The sequence below is a fragment of the Streptomyces sp. Wb2n-11 genome (genome assembly GCF_001049855.1).
GTDB classification, from domain to species: domain Bacteria; phylum Actinomycetota; class Actinomycetes; order Streptomycetales; family Streptomycetaceae; genus Streptomyces; species Streptomyces altiplanensis.
Window position 1 is genome coordinate 211,103 of record NZ_CVPB01000001.1, and the last position, 17,017, is coordinate 228,119.

14 protein-coding genes and 4 pseudogenes are annotated in these 17,017 nt (G+C 69.6%); 11 read left to right on the forward strand and 7 right to left on the reverse strand.

Annotated features, from left to right (window positions below):
- Positions 1-531 precede the first annotated feature (531 nt).
- Entirely contained in the window at positions 532-3,084 is a 2,553-nt protein-coding gene (locus tag BN1555_RS00625; protein ID WP_255306339.1) for a glycoside hydrolase family 9 protein, read from the reverse strand.
- Between the two features lie 643 nt (positions 3,085-3,727).
- Positions 3,728-4,011 (reverse strand): annotated as a pseudogene (locus BN1555_RS39855) (transposase family protein); the annotation flags it as partial.
- A gap of 92 nt (positions 4,012-4,103) precedes the next feature.
- Here BN1555_RS39855 and BN1555_RS00630 point away from each other — a divergent pair.
- Positions 4,104-4,676 carry a GNAT family N-acetyltransferase gene (locus BN1555_RS00630; protein WP_255305805.1) on the forward strand — a complete coding sequence of 191 codons (573 nt, stop codon included), beginning with the start codon at positions 4,104-4,106 and terminating at the stop codon, positions 4,674-4,676.
- Here BN1555_RS00630 and BN1555_RS00635 read toward each other — a convergent pair.
- Positions 4,645-5,394: an SDR family oxidoreductase gene (locus BN1555_RS00635; protein WP_093796938.1), complete on the reverse strand. Its 750-nt coding sequence runs from the start codon at positions 5,392-5,394 to the stop codon at positions 4,645-4,647. The two genes, BN1555_RS00630 and BN1555_RS00635, sit on opposite strands and share 32 nt — an antisense overlap.
- A 383-nt stretch (positions 5,395-5,777) precedes the next feature.
- Entirely contained in the window at positions 5,778-6,068 is a 291-nt protein-coding gene (locus BN1555_RS00640; RefSeq protein ID WP_093796940.1) for an Atu4866 domain-containing protein, read from the reverse strand.
- Between the two features lie 436 nt (positions 6,069-6,504).
- Here BN1555_RS00640 and BN1555_RS00645 point away from each other — a divergent pair, with 436 nt between their 5' ends.
- The 3 genes from BN1555_RS00645 to BN1555_RS00655 all read left to right on the forward strand — a co-directional run bounded on the left by BN1555_RS00645 (position 6,505) and on the right by BN1555_RS00655 (position 8,375).
- Entirely contained in the window at positions 6,505-7,362 is an 858-nt protein-coding gene (locus BN1555_RS00645) for a helix-turn-helix transcriptional regulator (RefSeq protein ID WP_093796942.1), read from the forward strand.
- Positions 7,363-7,529: 167 nt separating this feature from the next.
- Positions 7,530-7,883, forward strand: coding sequence for an Atu4866 domain-containing protein (locus BN1555_RS39585; RefSeq protein WP_255306340.1), 354 nt, complete (start codon positions 7,530-7,532; stop codon positions 7,881-7,883).
- Positions 7,884-7,955: 72 nt separating this feature from the next.
- Positions 7,956-8,375 carry a nuclear transport factor 2 family protein gene (locus BN1555_RS00655; protein ID WP_141662789.1) on the forward strand — a complete coding sequence of 140 codons (420 nt, stop codon included), beginning with the start codon at positions 7,956-7,958 and terminating at the stop codon, positions 8,373-8,375.
- On the opposite strand, the gene BN1555_RS00660 is transcribed toward BN1555_RS00655, so the two are convergent.
- Entirely contained in the window at positions 8,357-9,499 is a 1,143-nt protein-coding gene (locus BN1555_RS00660) for a globin domain-containing protein (RefSeq protein WP_369688929.1), read from the reverse strand. The genes BN1555_RS00655 and BN1555_RS00660 overlap by 19 nt on opposite strands.
- 530 nt (positions 9,500-10,029) lie before the next feature.
- Here BN1555_RS00660 and BN1555_RS39860 point away from each other — a divergent pair.
- The 6 genes and pseudogenes from BN1555_RS39860 (at position 10,030) to BN1555_RS00690 (ending at position 14,543) form a co-directional block, all read left to right on the forward strand.
- On the forward strand, positions 10,030-10,272 hold the full coding sequence (locus BN1555_RS39860; RefSeq protein ID WP_093796946.1) for a DUF6411 family protein: 243 nt from the start codon (positions 10,030-10,032) through the stop codon (positions 10,270-10,272).
- A gap of 33 nt (positions 10,273-10,305) precedes the next feature.
- Positions 10,306-10,882: pseudogene (locus BN1555_RS00670) on the forward strand (helix-turn-helix domain-containing protein); the annotation flags it as partial.
- Positions 10,883-11,319: 437 nt separating this feature from the next.
- Positions 11,320-12,055, forward strand: a pseudogene (locus tag BN1555_RS00675) (dienelactone hydrolase family protein).
- A gap of 330 nt (positions 12,056-12,385) precedes the next feature.
- The gene (locus BN1555_RS00680) at positions 12,386-12,901 is read left to right on the forward strand and encodes a lytic polysaccharide monooxygenase auxiliary activity family 9 protein (RefSeq protein ID WP_093796948.1); all 516 of its coding nucleotides are present in this window, start codon (positions 12,386-12,388) and stop codon (positions 12,899-12,901) included.
- 250 nt (positions 12,902-13,151) lie between these two features.
- Positions 13,152-13,598 (forward strand): DoxX family membrane protein, encoded by a 447-nt coding sequence (locus BN1555_RS00685; protein WP_255306343.1) that lies wholly within the window; start codon positions 13,152-13,154, stop codon positions 13,596-13,598.
- 180 nt (positions 13,599-13,778) lie between these two features.
- Complete coding sequence (locus tag BN1555_RS00690) at positions 13,779-14,543, forward strand: calcium-binding protein (protein ID WP_093796952.1); 765 nt, start codon at positions 13,779-13,781, stop codon at positions 14,541-14,543.
- Positions 14,544-15,108: 565 nt separating this feature from the next.
- Here the strand turns inward: BN1555_RS00690 and BN1555_RS00695 are convergent.
- Together BN1555_RS00695 and BN1555_RS00700 are read right to left on the reverse strand one after the other, a co-directional pair.
- Positions 15,109-15,351 (reverse strand): annotated as a pseudogene (locus BN1555_RS00695) (helix-turn-helix domain-containing protein); the annotation flags it as partial.
- Positions 15,348-16,142, reverse strand: a complete 795-nt coding sequence (locus BN1555_RS00700; protein ID WP_093796954.1) for a helix-turn-helix domain-containing protein — start codon at positions 16,140-16,142, stop codon at positions 15,348-15,350. The gene BN1555_RS00700 and the pseudogene BN1555_RS00695, both read right to left, overlap by 4 nt.
- 244 nt (positions 16,143-16,386) lie before the next feature.
- Between BN1555_RS00700 and BN1555_RS00705 the strand changes: the two genes are divergently transcribed.
- Positions 16,387-16,851 carry a hypothetical protein gene (locus BN1555_RS00705; protein WP_093796956.1) on the forward strand — a complete coding sequence of 155 codons (465 nt, stop codon included), beginning with the start codon at positions 16,387-16,389 and terminating at the stop codon, positions 16,849-16,851.
- Positions 16,852-17,017: the final 166 nt, after the last annotated feature.

A 17,017-nucleotide genomic window follows, 5' to 3' on the forward strand; every position in this document is an offset into this window, starting at 1 on the left:
TCGTCCTGCAGCGATGGTTCAGCTCGTCGTGGGGACAGGCGCCGCGATGCTGTGAGCGCTCGTCCGCACACGGCCGGTGTCATCGAACGCGTAGCCGGCCTTCTTCCGCTTCCGTCACTCGACAGGCTGGACGCTTCCGGGCCTTCGTCGGCTGACGGTGCGGCCGGGGCAGCATCCTGAAGATCCCGTGTTCCGGCGTTCCTCCCGGGCGGCTGGACCGCTGAACGGAGGCTGGGAAGGGGCCGGCCGAGGGTGAGGAGAGCTGCTGGGGCGCGTTCGGCGTGTTGATCACCGACCAGGGCTTGCCTGGTCGGGTCCCCTCCCAAGATCCGGGCCATACCCGGGCCAATTCCTGCCCGTATCCCTCCAGACAGCGCATTTGTGCTGGCCAGAGCCATGCGGACGGTGTACCACCAGGAGACGAAGAACCTGCTCGTGAGTTTTCCCCGAAGAAGATGGGGCTCTTCCGAACGCGCACGAAGGGCGTCCGGCCTGGGCATGTGCCTGCCGGACGCCCTTCATGGGGTGCGCTCAGCGGATCGGCGTCACCCCGCAGGGCAGGCCGTTCAGCCTGAAGACCCGGGGGTCGTTCACTTGGCCGGCCGACTTCCCGTTGAAGCCGAAGCGCACGGTTCCACCGGGAGGCAGGCTCGCGTTCCAGCCCAGCGCCTTGGCCACGACCCGAGGGCCGGTCTGGGAAACGGTGGTCCCCCATGTGTCGGTCACCCGCTGCGTGTCGGCGAACGACCACGCGAGCTGCCAGGGGCTGAGCGCCCGGGTGCCCGTGTTCTTCAGCACGACCTGGGTGGTGAAGCCACCGTCCCACCGCTGTGAGGTGTAAGCGACCTCGCAGGTCGCCGCCCGGTTCTCACCGCCGCCCAGGTCGTCGGCGTAACCGGCGATCCAGGCCAGTGGGGCGTTCCAGTTGATGGTGACCTCGTTGGTCGCCCACGATTCGATGTGGTCGATGTAGCACATCGCCGGGGCGCACCCCTTCAGCTTGCTCTGCGCCACCGGGTCCTGGATCGCGTCGTTCGGTCCGCCGGCGAGGGAGCCGGGCGCGGGATTCGGCAGGGACGGATCGAGCTGGTGGGCCCAGAACCGGTGGTGCTGGTTGCGCGCGTCCCGCTCGCCGTAGCCGGTGACGTACGACGTGTTGAGCGGGTTGCGGCCCAGGAGGTAGTCCAGCCCGCGCAGCACGGCGTCCCGGTAGGCGGCCTTGCCCGTCAGGTCGTGCGCTGTGCCCAGGACCACCATGTTGTTGGCGACCTGGCCGTTCGAACCCCACACGTAGTGGCCGTCGGAGGGGGCGTACGGAATGCCGTACGCGGCCTTGCCGGAGTCGGCCGCGTAACCGTCCGCCGCTTGCGTCACCGTGCCGCGCACCGCCTTGAGCTGGTCGGCGGAGAGCCGGTTGGGCACGGTCGCCAGGTCCAGGGCGCCCAGGCCCGCCGTCGATCCCCACGACATACCGCCACGCGGGAAGACGGCTTCGGTGACGCCGTGCAGCGGCGAGCCGAGGACTTCCTGACGGTAGACGTCCTGTCCGGTGGTGATGAACAGCTCCGCCGCCGCCCAGTAGAACTCGTCCCGTACATCGGTGTCGGGGTACGCGCCGCCGCCCGTACCGTCGTCGGGGTCGGCCAGGATGTCCGGGTGGGCCTTCGCCGCGTTCCAGGCGGTGCGGGCGGCCTGTCCGCAGCGGGACGCGAAAGCGGCGTCGTACGGGACGAAGAGGCGGGCGCACTGGGCGGCTGTGGCCGCCAGGTTGAGGGTGGCCGCGGTGGACGGCGGATGCAGTTCGCGGGGCTGGGGGTCACGGTCAGGCCGGGTCGGCAGCCCGGTCCATGCCTTGTCGTGGAGCTTGTGGTGCGCCATGCCGGCCAACGGCTCGCCCGCCGGGACCTGCATGCGCATGAGGAAGTCCATCTCCCAGCGGGCCTCGTCGAGGATGTCGGGGGTGGCGTTGCCGTGCTCCGGCAGCGGAAGTTCGCCGTCGCCCAGCGGTGCGGCGTCGGCGCTCTCCTCGGTCAGGGTCCGTTCGAAGGCGGACATCAACTGGGCTACGGAGATGCCCCCGTTGACGACGTACTTGCCGTGGTCACCGGCGTCGTACCAACCGCCGGCCGCGTCGAGGCGGTAGTCGCACACGCCGGGCTGGCACGGCACGTCGTTGTCACCCTGGTTGGGGCTCACATTGACGTGGCCGGCCGGGCGAGCATACTCCTCCCCGACAAGGTCCGCGTCGATCTCGATGCCGCTGCGGTTGTGGTAGAAGTACGCGAGCGCGTCGGTGCGCAGCGACGCGTAGAGGTCGTCGCCGATGGCGAACGGCTCGCTCCTGTCCCCCGCGACCGTGACGGTGTAGCCCTGCCCGGCGGTGGTGAACGCGCCGAAGTCGAAGGTGTGGACGTTCTGCCGTGAGGTGGTGTCAATGCCCGCCGGGGTGGTCGTGCCACTGGCCCGCCGGGTCCCGTCGACGGCGTTCAGCGTCCAGGGAAGTGGTTCGGTTGCCTCGGTGACGTACGTGCCGTTCTTCGGGCCGTGCGTCAGGTAGCCGACCTGGTTGACGCGGACAGGAGAACCGGTGTCCGGTTCGTACGGGGGCGGTGCGGTGCCGCCGCGCAGCGAAACGTCGTCGACGCAGAAGGTGAACGCCTTTTCGCTTCCGCCGAGTTGGAAGGCGAGCTGGGCGGCGTCGTGGTCGGCCGCCGCCGTGAAGGTATGGCTGACGCGCTCGGCGCTCTCCCCGACCTGCTGCGTCGCGGAGAGCTCCGTGGTCCAGGGGTCGACCCCCAGCTGCACGTTGGTACGGATGGTGAGTGGCACCGTCGAGGTCGCCGTGTAGCTGAGCGTGTACCCCTCACCGGCGGCGAGAGTGAGCGCGTTCTGCCCGATGATGGCGTCCCACGGGTTCGCTGTGCCTGCCGGGACATCCGCGCACAGGCGCCCGTCCACGACCGCGGCGGGACTGTTGTCGGTCCACCACCAGGGGGCGGTGCCTTCGGAGAAGCCGCCGTTGGCAATGAGCTCGGGCGCTTCGTCGGCCGGTTCGACGGCGGGGGCGGGGGCGGGTAAGGCCACGGCGGGTGAGGCGGCGGCGGGTGAGGTGACCACCGTGCCGGCCAGCAGGCCGGCGAGAGCGGCCAGGGTGGCAGCCCCCGGCGCCAAGCGTATGCGGCGCCGAGTCGTACGGGAATGGGGAGGCTGGTGTTGCGACACGCCGGGTCCTCCAGCGGGGAGTAGGGGGTGCGCGGGCCTAAAACATGGGGAGTTGCGCGTGCGGTGGGAGTGAAATTGGGAGCGCTCCCAATGTCCGAGGTCGCGGATGCCGCGTCAAGACGTCGGACGAGGACCGTCGTTTTCACCTACAGCCACGCGACGGATTACGTGCTCGATGTCATGAATGCGTCAGCCCAGACCATTCCCGACTCACCAGTAACAGGCTACGCTGCATGCCCAGTTGTCACTTCCGACCGCAGCCGCCGCGCTGATTCGCCCTGGCCGGAACCCCATGTCTGGCTCAATCTCCCTGCGCAGCGTTTCCAAGACTGCGATCTCCCGGTCCGGTGTCAGTGGTGGAGTTCTCCTCGCCTTGTCCGGATGCGCTGGTCAGCGAACCGGCGGTCGGTTCTGCCGCAGATTCCGCCACTGTCACGAGGTGAGATCTCGGGGGTGCCGGCACTGTCACGGGGCGGATTCACGCAGGTCGCGTACTGAACGCTTCTCATCCTGAGCGCCAGGCGGTCCCGATGGCGTGAACGGCGGCGACCGTGCGGCCGATGCGGTTGGTGCTGCAGCGGGCCTTGCGGAGGATCCGCCATTGTTCGAGGCACGCGAAGGCACGTTCGTCCGGCGCCCGTAGCCGGGCGTGGTCCCGGTTGGACCGGCGTGGTCCCGGTTGAACCGGGCGTACTTCCCGGGAAGGTCGCGACCGTAGCAGGGGGTGCGGACAGTGGCTCCGGCTCCGCGGTGGGCCCGGTCGGCAAGGACGAGGAGTCGACGGGTGAGATCTCGATGCCCTTGTGGGCGACGCGGTAGGTAATGCCATGCTCGCTCAGTCCAGCTGCAGTTCGTGATGATCCGTGGGACAGGGTGGGGGCATGACTACGTACGAGACGATGCCGTTCCACCTTGAGACCGAGCGGCTGATACTGCGGCCGTGGGCCGAGTCGGACGCCGCCGAGTTCTGCGCCCTCCTCTCCGAACGCGGCAAGGGGACCCCCACGGTTGAGCACATCCGGACGTCCGTCGCGGAGCTGCTCACCGCGACGGCGTCTACGGGGATCGCCCTGTTGCCCATCCAGCGTCGCGACGAAGGCGACTTCATCGGCTACTGCGGGCTGATCATCGGCCGCTCCACCCTGGAGGAGCCTGAAGTCGCGTATGAGCTGTTCCAGCGCGCGCATGGGCGTGGCTACGCCACCGAGGCGGCCGGCGCGGTACTCGATGCCGCTGTCGCGACCGGGCGGAAACGGCTCTGGTCGACCGTCGGCGCGTGGAACACACCGTCGCTCCGTGTCCTTGAGAAGCTCGGGTTCGAGCGGGATCACGTTTCCACCGATCTCCAGTCCGTATGGCCACGTTGGGGGCGACGCTGCCCCGTCCCCGCCACGAGCGGTGGGGACGGGGCGAGTGACCGGCTCAGGCGTGGCTGGCGGTGGGGCGGACGATGATCTCGCTGACATCGACCTCGACGGGCTGGTCGATGGCGAACGCGATGGCCGCGCCGATGGACGAGGCCGGGATGGCGACACTGCGGTAGGTACGCATCTCCTCGCGGCCCACCGGGTCTGAGATGGACTCCGCCAGTTCGGATGCGGTGACGCCCGGGCAGATGGTGGTGACGCGGATATCGCCGCCGACCTCCTGCCGCAGCCCCTCCGAGATGGCCCATACGGCGTACTTGGTTGCGCAGTAGACGGCCGCGGTCGGGGAGACCTGATGAGCGCCGATGGAGGCGACGTTGATGAACTGGCCGTGGTGCTGGGCCTGCATGACCGGCAGTGCGGCCGCGATGCCGTGCAGCACGCCTCGGATGTTCACGTCGATCATGCGGTTCCACTCGTTGAGCCGGAGTGCCTCCAGCTTGGACAGCGGCATCACACCGGCGTTGTTGACCAGGACATCGACGCGGCCGTGCCTGTTGTGGGCGGCGTCGACGAAGACCCGTACCTGTTCGGCGTCGGTCACGTCCAGAGGGTGGTACTCGGTGCTGCCTCCGGTCGCCTGGATTTCCTCGGTGAGTGCTTTGAGCCGTTCGGTGCGGCGGGCACCGAGAACGACATGGTGGCCTCGTCCGGCGAGCAGCCTGGCGGTTGCCTCGCCTATGCCGCTACTGGCGCCGGTGACGAGGACGACCTTCTGGCCGGTAGAGCCGGTAGAAGTGGTCATGGATGAAAAACTCCTTCATGGTGCAGCAGCCGACGCGGTGAGTGGTTCTCCGAACTGCTTCGGCTGCAAGGGGCGGAGCGACGATGCGTTGTCGTTCGAGGGGTTACTTACGGCTGTCGAGCCCGGTCTGCAGGATTCCGGTGATCATGGCTACGGTCGTGTCCTCGTCCGTACCGTCCGGCTCGAACACGGCGTCCCAGGTGACCAGAGCACCGATGGAATCCGGGTTCTCGTGCAGGACGAGGGCTTCGCAGTCCTGTACGGGGAGGACCGTTCGCCGGCCTTCCCGTTCGACAGGCTGCTCGACCGCTGTGCTGCCGTCGAGCGGCGGGTGTTCGCGCGTTTGGTGGTGGCGGCTCAGGTCATCTGCAGCTGGATCTTGGTCATGGCCGGGCTCCCCGCCGGGCGCGCGGGTCGTCCTCGCGGTAGAGCACGAGGTGCTCGTGGAAGAGAACACCGTCGCGGACGTCGCCGGTGGCGGTGAAGCCGGTGTCGTCGACGTAGTCGAGGTGGCTGCCGGTGACGGTGTAGCGGCCTGTGTAAGCGCTCCGGCGGTTGCCCCGGGCCTCGTCGTAGCGGCCGTTCGGCAACAGTTCCTGACGGATGCAGCCGTCCTCGGTCACCCACATCCCGACGTACGCGTGTGAATCGCGGGGCGTATCGTTGCTGGTCATGGCCCTACCCTCGGCCCTGCGGCGGGACGCTACCAGGCCGCCGTTCCCCCAGGTGAGGGCTTCCTGGGTGCCGCGCACCCACCGACGCGAGCGGCAGGGCCGTACGGCAGCGGCGCGGCGGACGGACGCGGCCGGCGGAGCCCGCATCACCAGACGCCCCGCCAATGTCGTGATCCGACCACCTGTCTTCCCACGCGGCCCCTCCGTGATCAAGGTGTCGCGACAGCCGGTTGAAGGCGCTACGGCCCTTCGGCTTCGACGTTGATCCCCACATCGGCGTGGCGGCCGTCCACGCTCCCGCCAGTTGCCAGGGGCGTGAAGGTGGCGGGAGCGCCGGTCATGTCCCCACCCTCGACGAGGCGCGGGAGGAGACCGCGTCCGTCCTGGGAGCACTGGGGCCAGGCTCCCGGCCGCCGGGGAGCCTAGCCTGGCCGACATGACAACCTCGAGACTGGGCGACTACCTGCGGAGCCGACGCGCGCAGGTGACGCCGTCCGACGTCGGTCTGCCCCAGGACGGGCGGCGACGCGTCCCCGGCCTGCGCCGCGAAGAAGTCGCGATGCTGGCCCGCATCAGTGTCGACTACTACCTGCGACTGGAGCAGGGCCGTGAGCGGCGCCCGTCGACGCAGGTCCTGGATGCGCTGAGCGACGCGCTGCTGCTGGACAACGACGGCCGGCTGCACCTGTACCGGGTCGCGGGGACGACCCCGCTCCCGCGCAACGAGAGCAGCGTCGAGCGAGCCGACCCCCAGCTGCTGACGCTGGCCGAGCTGTGGGACCGCACGCCGGCCCTGCTCCTGGGACGGGCTTACGACGTCCTGGCTGCGAACACGTTGGGGCGCGCGGTCTTCCCCCACCTCCCACCCGGCGCGAACGTGCTGCTCACGATGTTCCTCGACCCGTCGGTCCGCTCGTTCCACGCGGACTGGGAGAAGGCAGCGGCCAACGCGGTCGCGGGATTCCGTTTCCTGGAGGGCGCCCGGCCGAACGACCCCCGGATTCACGAGGTGCTGCAGACGGTCTCGGAGAGCAGCCGCGAGTTCGCCGACCTCTGGCAGAGGCGAGACGCACGGGGCAAGAGTGACGCCGCGAAGGTCCTGCTGCATCCCGATGCCGGCGAACTCACTCTGCGCATGCAGACCTTGGACGTACGCTCTGCCCCGGGTCAGCAGCTGATCGTCTACCACGCCCAGGAGGGCACCGGGACCGCGGACGCGCTCCGCCTGCTCGGCTCGCTGGCGGCGACCACTCACTCCGGCCACCAGGACGACTCGCCGAGGCGGGCCACGTGAGGGCCCGCTCCGAGACCATGGTCGGCGTCACGTGCGTCGCCGCCCTCATCGCGGGAGGGCTCGCCGCGTGCGCTGCGGCATCGGACAGCAGGAGGCCCCCGGGTTCCGACGGGACCGCGCAGCGCAGTCGGCAGCAGCAGCCCCCGTCCACCGCGACGCCATCGCCCATACCGACACCTCGGCCGCGCCCAGCCGAGGCCACGGATGCCTCGCCGCACCCGTACGTCGGAATGCGGATGACGGCCGACGGGCGCATCCGCCAGGAGCTGCTCGCAAACGGCCGCTACGACGAGGCCCGCGGAGACCGAGAGAGCGCCTGCACGGGTTTCTACCAGGTCTCCGGGACTCGGATCGGATACGTCGACGACACCGGGTTCAGCGCGGACGGGACGTTCGACGGAGACGTACTGCGTCACGCGGGCTACATCTTCCACCGCGAGAGCGGCGACGCGCACCAACAAGCCAGGGAGGAGCGACAGTGGCAAACGGCAGCTCAGCGCAGAGCCGGCGCGCATTCGTGACGGCAGGGATCACGGGCGGGCTGACGATGCTGAGCGGAATTTGCCATCGCCCCGGCGGGAACTCGTGAGGACGTGACCGCGACGCGGTCCGGCCGGCCGTCCCGGGAACGTCGTAACAGGGCGGCGGCGGTGCGGGCCTTCGAACGGCAGGAGGCCCGCGGCGGCATCTTCGAGATCCTTCACGACGAGGTCGCATGGACGATCGACAACGGACGCACCCATACGTCCCAGGCCGGCTTCCTCGCGAAGGGAGCGGCGCCGGTCATGGGCCGTCTGGCATCGACGCTCGTGATGACGATCCGGGCTCTGTGGACTGACGGCGACACCATGATCATCCGCTTCGACGGCGACGTGGCAGCGATCGACGGTGCGGAGTACCACAACGAGTACTGCCGGGTCTGGCGGCCGCACGGCGGCCGCGTCGCACGCAGCCACGCCTCCATGGACATCATCGCCGTACAGGAGCTCATCGATCACGTCGAGCCGGGCTGACCCGTTCCCGCCCCTCGGCGGTGCGGGGCAGGTGCGAGGGGCATGGTGAGGACAGGCACATCCACCGGGTCGTGGTGGATGCGGGCCGCGGGCATTCCGTCGTGCAGCAGGATCCGGGCTGCTTCTGTGACCATGGCGGGCGGGCCGCACAGGAATGCCTCGTGCTGCCCCCAGGGGCCGAACTCGTGCAGGACCTGCGGCAGAGTGCCTTCCTGGCCGGCGATGTGCTGGTGGGATACGGCTGCGCGTACGGAGAGCCAGTGGTGGCGTTGCGCCATCCTCAGCATGTCGTCCAGGCCGTAGAACTCTTCCCCGGTACGAGCCCCGACGAACAGATCGACGTGGTGCCGCATGTCCCGCCGGGCCGCTTCCTCCAGCAGGGCACGGATCGGTGCGAGGCCGGTTCCGCCTGCCACGCACACCAGGTCCCGGTCGCACGCTGCCTGCAGGGTCATGTCCCCCTGCGGTGGTCCCAGCTGCACGACGTCACCCACCGCCGCGTGGTGGACCAGGGCATTACTGACCTGTCCGCGGGCCACGGCGCGTACATGAAAGGTGAGGGTGTGGTCCGGACGCGGAGCGTGGGCGGGAGAGTAATGGCGCCAGGCTCTGGGAAACCAGGGGGTCTCCATGCTCACGTACTGACCCGCGGTGTAGTGGTACGGGGTCTCTGGCCGGACGGTGATCTCGGCGATGCCGTGCCCGTGGTGTACGTGCCGAACGATCTGCGCGGGCCATGTGGCGGGACGCAGCCGGGCGTCGTCGTCGGCAGCCAGGATCATGACCCGCGATGCGGTGGCGTAAGCGCGCGTCCAGGCGGCGGCTGCCTCCGCCGTCCAGGCGGTGCCGGCAAAGCGGGCCAGGGAAGCCAAGAGGCATTCGCCCACCGCCGGATAATGGGCTTCGAGCGCCCCGAACTTGCGGTGGCCGCGTCCCAGCAGGGAGCAGAACCGCACGAGGTTCTCCGGATCGTCGGCCAGGTCGACTATGCGCAGCAGCCCCCGCAGCAACCGATCGCGTTGGACGTCCATGTTGTCGGGGAAGAGCTGCCTGACTTGCGGGTGGCGAGCGAACAAAATGGCATAGAAGTACACCGTCATCTCAGCTGTCTGCGACTCCACCACCCCCAGGCTCGTACGGACCAGCGAAATCTCGCGAGGAGTCAGCGGCGCAGGCGCCCTCCCGGCCGTCGATGGGCCCGCAGGGGGTGGCGCGGACGGGCGCTGCGGCGCCTTCGGTCGGAAAACAGAGATGAAGGCGTCGAAGGCAGGCACGGAGCAGCGTCGCAATCGCAGTAGGGGGGCTCACTCGGGAGTGGAGCTGATGGAGAGTGTCCGAAATGACGGACGGCAAACACAGGGGCCTCCGTACGTACCGTGCAGCGGCGGGCGCAGCGATCCATGACCTGGCAGTCGGCCTGCAGGGCAGTCCGGCCGTTCAGTTCGCCGAGTGCTGGTCATGGTCTCACCCGGTCGGCACACGGCGGGGAACGGGGCGACCGGTCCGGCCTGACGGGCCGGTGCAGCGAGCCGACTGCGCCTCTGCCGGACGAGGCGCATCGGGGGAGCGCTTGCCGGCCGCTCCGCACCGCCGCGCATGCACCCCGGCCACCGGGGCAGGCGGCAACACACACACCTCACCCAAGGAGCCCTCCATGATGATTATCGGTATTGTCGCCGTCTGTGTAGTTCTCGCTGTCCTTGCTTTCTTCGTGCCCCGCCTGTCCCGCCATCCCGAACGCGGTACGCAGCGGACGCTGGGAGCCGGAACACGCGTCGGCGGAAAAGCCCCCGGGGTCCTGGGCCGGATTTTCAGCAAGCCCTTCCGCAGCAGCTCCAACGCCGTGGGCCGCAGCGGCTCCGCCGGCCGACGAGCCCGCGGCCGCATGCCGTTCTAGTGATCCGAGTCAGAAATTCGACGTTGGTCGGGCATGAGTCGTCCGGGTGCGAAGATTCCGCCATTGTCGGTCACTGATGCCCAGCGGGCTGTGCTGGAGGGTTGGTCACGTCGCCGCACGACGGCCCAGACTCTGGCCCAGCGGTCGCGGATCGTGCTGGAGTGCGCCGAGGGCCACTCGATCCTGGCCGATGGCCACTCGATCATCGAAGTGCCCCGCCGGCTGCGAATCGCTCCGGACACGGTCCGCACCCGGCGGCGCCGCTTCATCGAGCGGGGACTGTACGGCTTGTGTGACGACCCGCGGCCCGGCGTCCCCGGAAGATCACTGACGCCGACGTCGAACGGGTCATCGTCAAGGCACTCGAGGAGACCCCCTTCACGCCGACCAGCGCGTCCTGACTGAACCTGGTGAAGCGGTGGTTCGCCGAACTGACGCGGAAAAGGCTCAAGCGCGGAGTCCACCGCTCCGCCCAGGCCCTCGAGCGCGGCATCCGGTCCTGGCTCGCCGACTGGAACGAGCACCCCGGACCGTTCGTCTGGACGAAGACCGCCGACGAGATCCCCGACAAATCACCGTCTGCTGCCGAAGAATCTCTGACTCAGGTCACCCTATGGCGGACAGCAGCCCGACCGGGGCAGCGCGGACGTTCTCGCCCTCCAGGTCACTTTCCCTGTCAAGTCCTGCGTGGTGAAGCCAGGGAGTGTTTCGAAGCGCGGTGAGGACCGTGCAGCCGCAAGATCGGTATGAACATCACGGGCGGCGCGTCGACCGGGTCCAGGAGCCGAGGCGTTGGCCGAGTTCATTCTCGCGAACCGCCCTGCGGGCTCGAGGCGTTGGTGTCGGTCTCGTTCGGTGGAGTACGTTGTGGGGATGACTACCGGGACGGCATTGCGCCACACACGGATTGGTGACCCGGTGCTCTCCTGAGCGCCGTACGGGCCGGTGCGGGCCCGCTGCCCGATCGCGGATCTTGCGCTGCTGCGCGGGCTCCGCCTCCGTCGTGTTGATCACAGGATCGACCCATCAACCACGACAGGAGGATTCATGCCCACCAAGACGTTGCAGATTCCCACCGCGGACGGCCAGGCCGATGCGTTCGCCGCCTTCCCCGACCGCGGCGAGCGGCACCCGGGGGTGCTGATGTACGCGGACGGCTTCGGCATCCGGCCCGTGCTGCGGGAGATGGCCCGCGAACTGGCCAGGCACGGGTAACTACGTGCTCGTCCCCAACCTCTTCTACCGACACGGCCCGGCACCAGCGGTCGAGCTTCCCGAGCACATCGGAGAAGAGGCCCGGCCCGCGATCTTCGCCCAGCTGATGCCCTTGATCGAGGCGCACACCACCGAACGTGTCCTGAGCGACGCCGACGCCTACCTCAGGTTCCTCACCACCCAGCCCGAGGTCGGCGCCGGTCCGGTCGCGGTGACCGGCTACTGCATAGGCGGCCTCCTGGCGATGCGCACCGCCGCGGCCCGCCCCGCCCAGGTGGCCGCCGCCGCCGCGTTCCACGGCCCCGTGGGCGCCGACGGGCCCGACCTCTTCTCCGGGCTCACCGCCCAGGTCCACCTCGGCCACGCCGAAGGCGACCTGACACCCGAGGCCCTCGCCGAGCTCAACCAGGCCCTGGACGCCGCGGGTGTCGACTACACCTCCGAGATCTACCCCGGCACCGTCCACGGCTTCACCATGGCCGACACCGACGCTTTCAGCGCCTCCGGGCTGAAGCGCCACTGGAACCACCTGCTCCCCCTCCTGGACCGCACCCTGGCCAACAGTTGAGGCTCCGGCCCGGAAACCAAGCCTGAAGTACACGGCTCCGCGGTCCTGGGAGTGTTTCGGAACTGGTGTGAGGGCAGTGGGATGTGCCGCCGCCCGTCACCCATGTGCGGCGCCTCCGCCCGGCCGCCGTGCCGCTGGAACCGCCCATCCTGCCGGGCGGCGTCGGCAGTCGGGCACAGCGGCCGCACTCAAAGGCCGGTTTGGTCTAGACCAAGCAGGGTAAGCTCCCATCGCCCCACCTGACCGTCTCCGCGGTCACGCAAGCGCTATTTGACATGCTCATGGCCGCCTTGCCCTCGGGCGGGCACGCACCCCCACACAGGAGTTGTCATGAAGAGCAAGAAGACGCTGGCCGCCGTCATCGGTGCGGGGATCGCCCCGCTCCTGGCCGTGAGCCTGCCGGCCGGCAGCGCGAGCGCCCACGGCTACATATCCTCACCCCCCAGCCGGCAGGCCCAGTGTGCCGCCGGCCTGGTCTCCTGCGGTTCCATCAAGTACGAACCGCAGAGCGTCGAGGGACCCAAGGGCCTGATGAGCTGCAGCGGAGGAAACGCCGCCTTCGCCGAGCTCGACAACGACAGCAAGGGCTGGAAGGTCACCCCGGTCAGCCGGACGACGAACTTCAACTGGCGGCTGACCGCACGGCACGCGACCAGCACCTGGCAGTACTACGCGGGTGGCCGGAAGATCGCGGAGTTCAACGACGGTGGCGCCCGGCCGGGCGCCACCGTCACCCACCAGGTGAACTTCGGCAGCCTGACCGGCAAGCAGAAGGTGCTGGCCGTGTGGAACGTCGCCGACACCGCCAACGCCTTCTACGCCTGCGTGGACGTGAACGTGAGCTGACGCGGTGCCGCACCATCCGGCCCTGCCGGGGCCGGATGGTGTCCCGGTGCCCGGAGCGGACAGTGCGCCGTCCGCTCCGGGCATCGGGTGCCTCCTCCTCTCCCGGCCGCCTGTCGGCCAAGGAGCCTTCGGACGACCGCGTGCGAGCACGTGCGAAAGGGTGGGTACGGCGGTGAAGAGAGTCGACGAGCGAAGCCTGTGCCCTCCTCGGGGGCGCGCCCCCGAGGAAACCGGGGGCGGCGGACGGGCCATCCGGGTAGCCCGGTCCCTGGCCGGCCGGGTCCAGCGGCGCGGCCCGGAGCTCCTCAGGGTCTGCGTGGGCACGGTGTTCCTCTGGTTCGGCGTCCTCAAGTTCTTCCCCGCGGCGAGCCCCGCCGAAGGGGCCGCCGTCCGGGCCGCGACGAAGCTCACCTTCGGCCTGCTGCCGCCGGACGTGGTGCTACCGGTTCTGGCGACGGCCGAGACGGCCATCGGCCTCGGCCTCGTCACGTCGGTGCTGCTCCGCGTGGCTCTGGTGGGGTTCTTCGCCCACATGGCCGGCGTCTTCTCAGCGCTCCTGCTGCTCCCCGGGGAGATGTGGCAGGGGGACGCGCCGGTCCCCACCCTGGAGGGCCAGTACATCATCAAAAACATCGTCCTGGTCGCGGCCTGTCTCGTGGTGGCGGCCGACGAGTGGGGCCGAACGGGGCCACCGTGAGAACGTCCGGTGCACCAGGGCGCGCCGGACGCCGCGCGGTGGTCCGTCCCGGATATCCCGCGGTCCCTCCGTTCGGGCGGGGCGGTCACGGGGATGCCACCGTCATGACCGCACGCCGGACCCCCGACAGCCCCTCGCCGACAGGTCGACCCACCGGTTTCCACATCGAGATGAGGTTCCATGAACCGACACGGAGCCACCGCCCGCGCGGTCGCCTTGATCCTGCTCGCCACCGGCCTCGCCGCCACCCCGGCAGCCGCCCCCGCCGGGGCGAAGGCCCGCGTCGGCGCCGACTGGGCGACTCAGTCGATCGTCTTCACCGCCGCCGCGGGACAGGCCAACGACCTCCACGTGATTCCCATGGATCTCGGCGCCGGGGCCCGGCGGATCGGCTTCCGCGACGCAGTCCCGCTCGAACCCGGCGACCACTGTGCGTATCTTGAACCTGGGGACGAGACCTTCGTCGTTTGCGAACTCCCCACCGGCAGCCCCCGACCGGACAGGATCGACATCTTCCTCGGCGACCGCGACGACACGATCGTCACCAGCGACCCCGCGGTCGCCACCGTCCGCGGCGGCTCCGGAAACGACGAACTGCACGCTCACACCGCGCACACGGTGCGGGGCGACGCGGGGGACGACATGGTCATGGGGCGCGCGGTCCTGGACGGCGGCGACGGCATGGACCACCTGATGGGCGACGACAGCAGCCAGCGGCTGTGGGGTGGCCGGGGCGGCGACATGATCGAGGCGTACGGCGGCGCGGACATCGTGTACGCCGGCCCGGGCGACGACTACGCCATGGGTGGAGACGGCCACGACATCGTCCTCGGCGGCCCCGGCGACGACACACTGCACGGCGAGGACGGCGACGACCTGGTCAACGGAGGCCCCGGGAAGGACACCGTCGAAGGCAGCCCGGGCCGCGACGTCGTCCTCCCGTAGGTGTCCCCCAAGCCCGGAGGCCCTGTCCCGCCAGTGCGATGCGCCAGAAATAACGGGGCTAAGTCTGTTTCAGGGTTCAGCAGTCGACGAGGGAGTTGAGGGCCTCGTCGGTGGTCATGATCCAGGTGTGACAGCTCGGCAAGCGCATCCCGCGGGACGCCGTGGTGCAGCAGACTCATAGCCACGGCCCTCATGTTGCTCCCCTGCCTCTGTGACGGAGCACAGGATCAGGCGAAGGCCGCCTTTGCGTCCGGAACTCAGGCGAGCCCATCAGCGAGTTCCAGACCGTGTTCAACGGCAGGCCACGAACGCCAAGCTCAGGTCGGTGCTGTTGCTGTTCGTATCGACCACGCACCGCACCCTCGTGGCCGGGTACGCCGACGGGGTGACCCGAAGTCCACTCTGTCCGGTTGATCGCATCTTCCCTCTCGGGTTCCAGGAGAGAGGGTTGTGAGAAAGGGCTACTCCTCGTCGGCCTGCCTCCGCGCGGCCGCCCGGCCTCAGGGCGTCGGGGCGCTTCCTGCGGCTGTGGCCGGGGTCGCGGCTCGACGGCGGCGGGAACGGCCGCGCGTCCGCTCCAGTCCGACTCGGCGATCCCCCACAGGGCCAACAGCCGTCCGTTCGGTTCGTCGGCGACCCGGCACAGTTCCTGTACGGCCTGCCGGGGAGGCAGGCTCTTGCCGTTGAGGTAGCGCTCCCACGAGGACTTGCTGTACGCCGTGCGTTCCGACAACGCCGCCAGGCTCAGCCCCGTACGGGCCCGTAACTCCCGCAGTGCCACGTCCAGCCGGGTGTGTTCCGCGGTCACTTCGGCGCCGCCTCCTCCCGCAGGGCCTTCCAGGTGTGCGGGCCGATGACGCCGTCGATGTCTCCCGGCGGGATGCCCGTCCGGCGCAACAGGTACTGCGCCTCGGCCACTTCCGGCCTCATATGGGTGTACGCCAGGACGGTGTCCGTGGTGCGGCTCAGGCCCGCGTACCAACGGCCGTCACGCCGCTCCAGCCGGCACGTGTACGGGATCGGCACCAAGGACTCCGCCACGATGGCCGGGGTCGCCCCGACCGTACCGGCGCGTTCGTCCGCGAGCTCGGCGCGGGCATCGGTGAGCCGCACGGCCAGCAGGAGCGCCGCGGAGACGGACAGTGCCAGGGCCACCGCTCCCGCCGCGACCAGGGCGCGCGGGCAGCGCACGTACGACTGCCGCTCCGCGGGTGTGTGCGCCGGCGTCGGCGGGGCGCTCTCCGAAGCACCGGCGATGGCCACGCGGCCGTCCGCCCAGCGTTCGGCGGCGATCTCGTGCAGCACCAGCAACCGGATCGGATCGTCGCCGCAGATGCGGGCCATCGCCTCGACGGCCTTCCTCGGCGGCAGTGACCTGCCGTTCAGATACCGCTGCCACGACCTCGCGCTGTACCCGCTCTTCGCCGCCAGTTGTCGCGTGCTCAGTTCGCTGCGGTCCTTCATTCCGCGCAATCGCACGATCAACCGGTGTACGTGTGGATGCAGGCCCGCAGGCAGCGCCTTCCAACGCGGCGTGTCTCCCCCACCTGCGTCAGGGCACGCCGGTCCGGCCCTGCGCGTCCCGGCCTCATTCTGCATCAGCCGTCACCACGCTCACCGGACGGCGACCCGCCCTGGTGCGGAAACGGCCACCCCCCGCTCGCGGTCGTCCCGCCGTACCGACCCGTTGGGCGACGTCCCCGCAGGTCGGCGCCTGGGACGTCCCGCGCCGACGCCACTTCCCCCTCAACTGTGGCCGGACATCGCACCGTGCCCGCAGTCTCGTTGCGGAGCCGGCCGGTGCGGTCGGCTCCGCCCATGCCACCTCACCAGGAGCGTTCCCATGAAACTGACCAGAAAGCTGGAGGTGACCCTGCTCACCTCCGCCGGACTGGCCGCGGCCCTCACCCCGCTGACAGCCTCGCCCGTCGCAGCCGCCAGCATGCACGGCTGCTCATACCCGCGTGTGTGCGTGTACGACGGCTCCTATTCCAGCGGCACCCTCATCGGCTGGTTCCAGGACACCTACTACCAGAACATGCCGGCCGAGATCAGGAACAAACCGGATGCGGTCGTCAACACCCGCAATGACGACTCCGTATGGCTGATCGACACGGGCGCCACCCCGGACAGGTACATCTGCATCCCGGCGAACACCGCCGTGAACCTCGGCAACTACGCACACCCCAACGGCACCACCTGGGCGAATGACGTCGACACGATCAAAATCTTCGGCGATCCCGACGATGGGAAGTGCAGCGGCACCAACCAGGTGCGGCAGGGCACCGTCCCCGCCAACTGGCCGTAACAAACGCGGTCGTCCCCCGGCCCCGGCCCCGGGGACGGCCGTTTACTCCACAGCGAGACGCTCACGATCCGGCGCCCTCCACTACGTGTTGATGCGGGGCCCACCAAGCATGCGGCAGCGTCGAAGCGCCGACGCGAGCGAGACGTTGCCGTCCAGGACAGCGCCC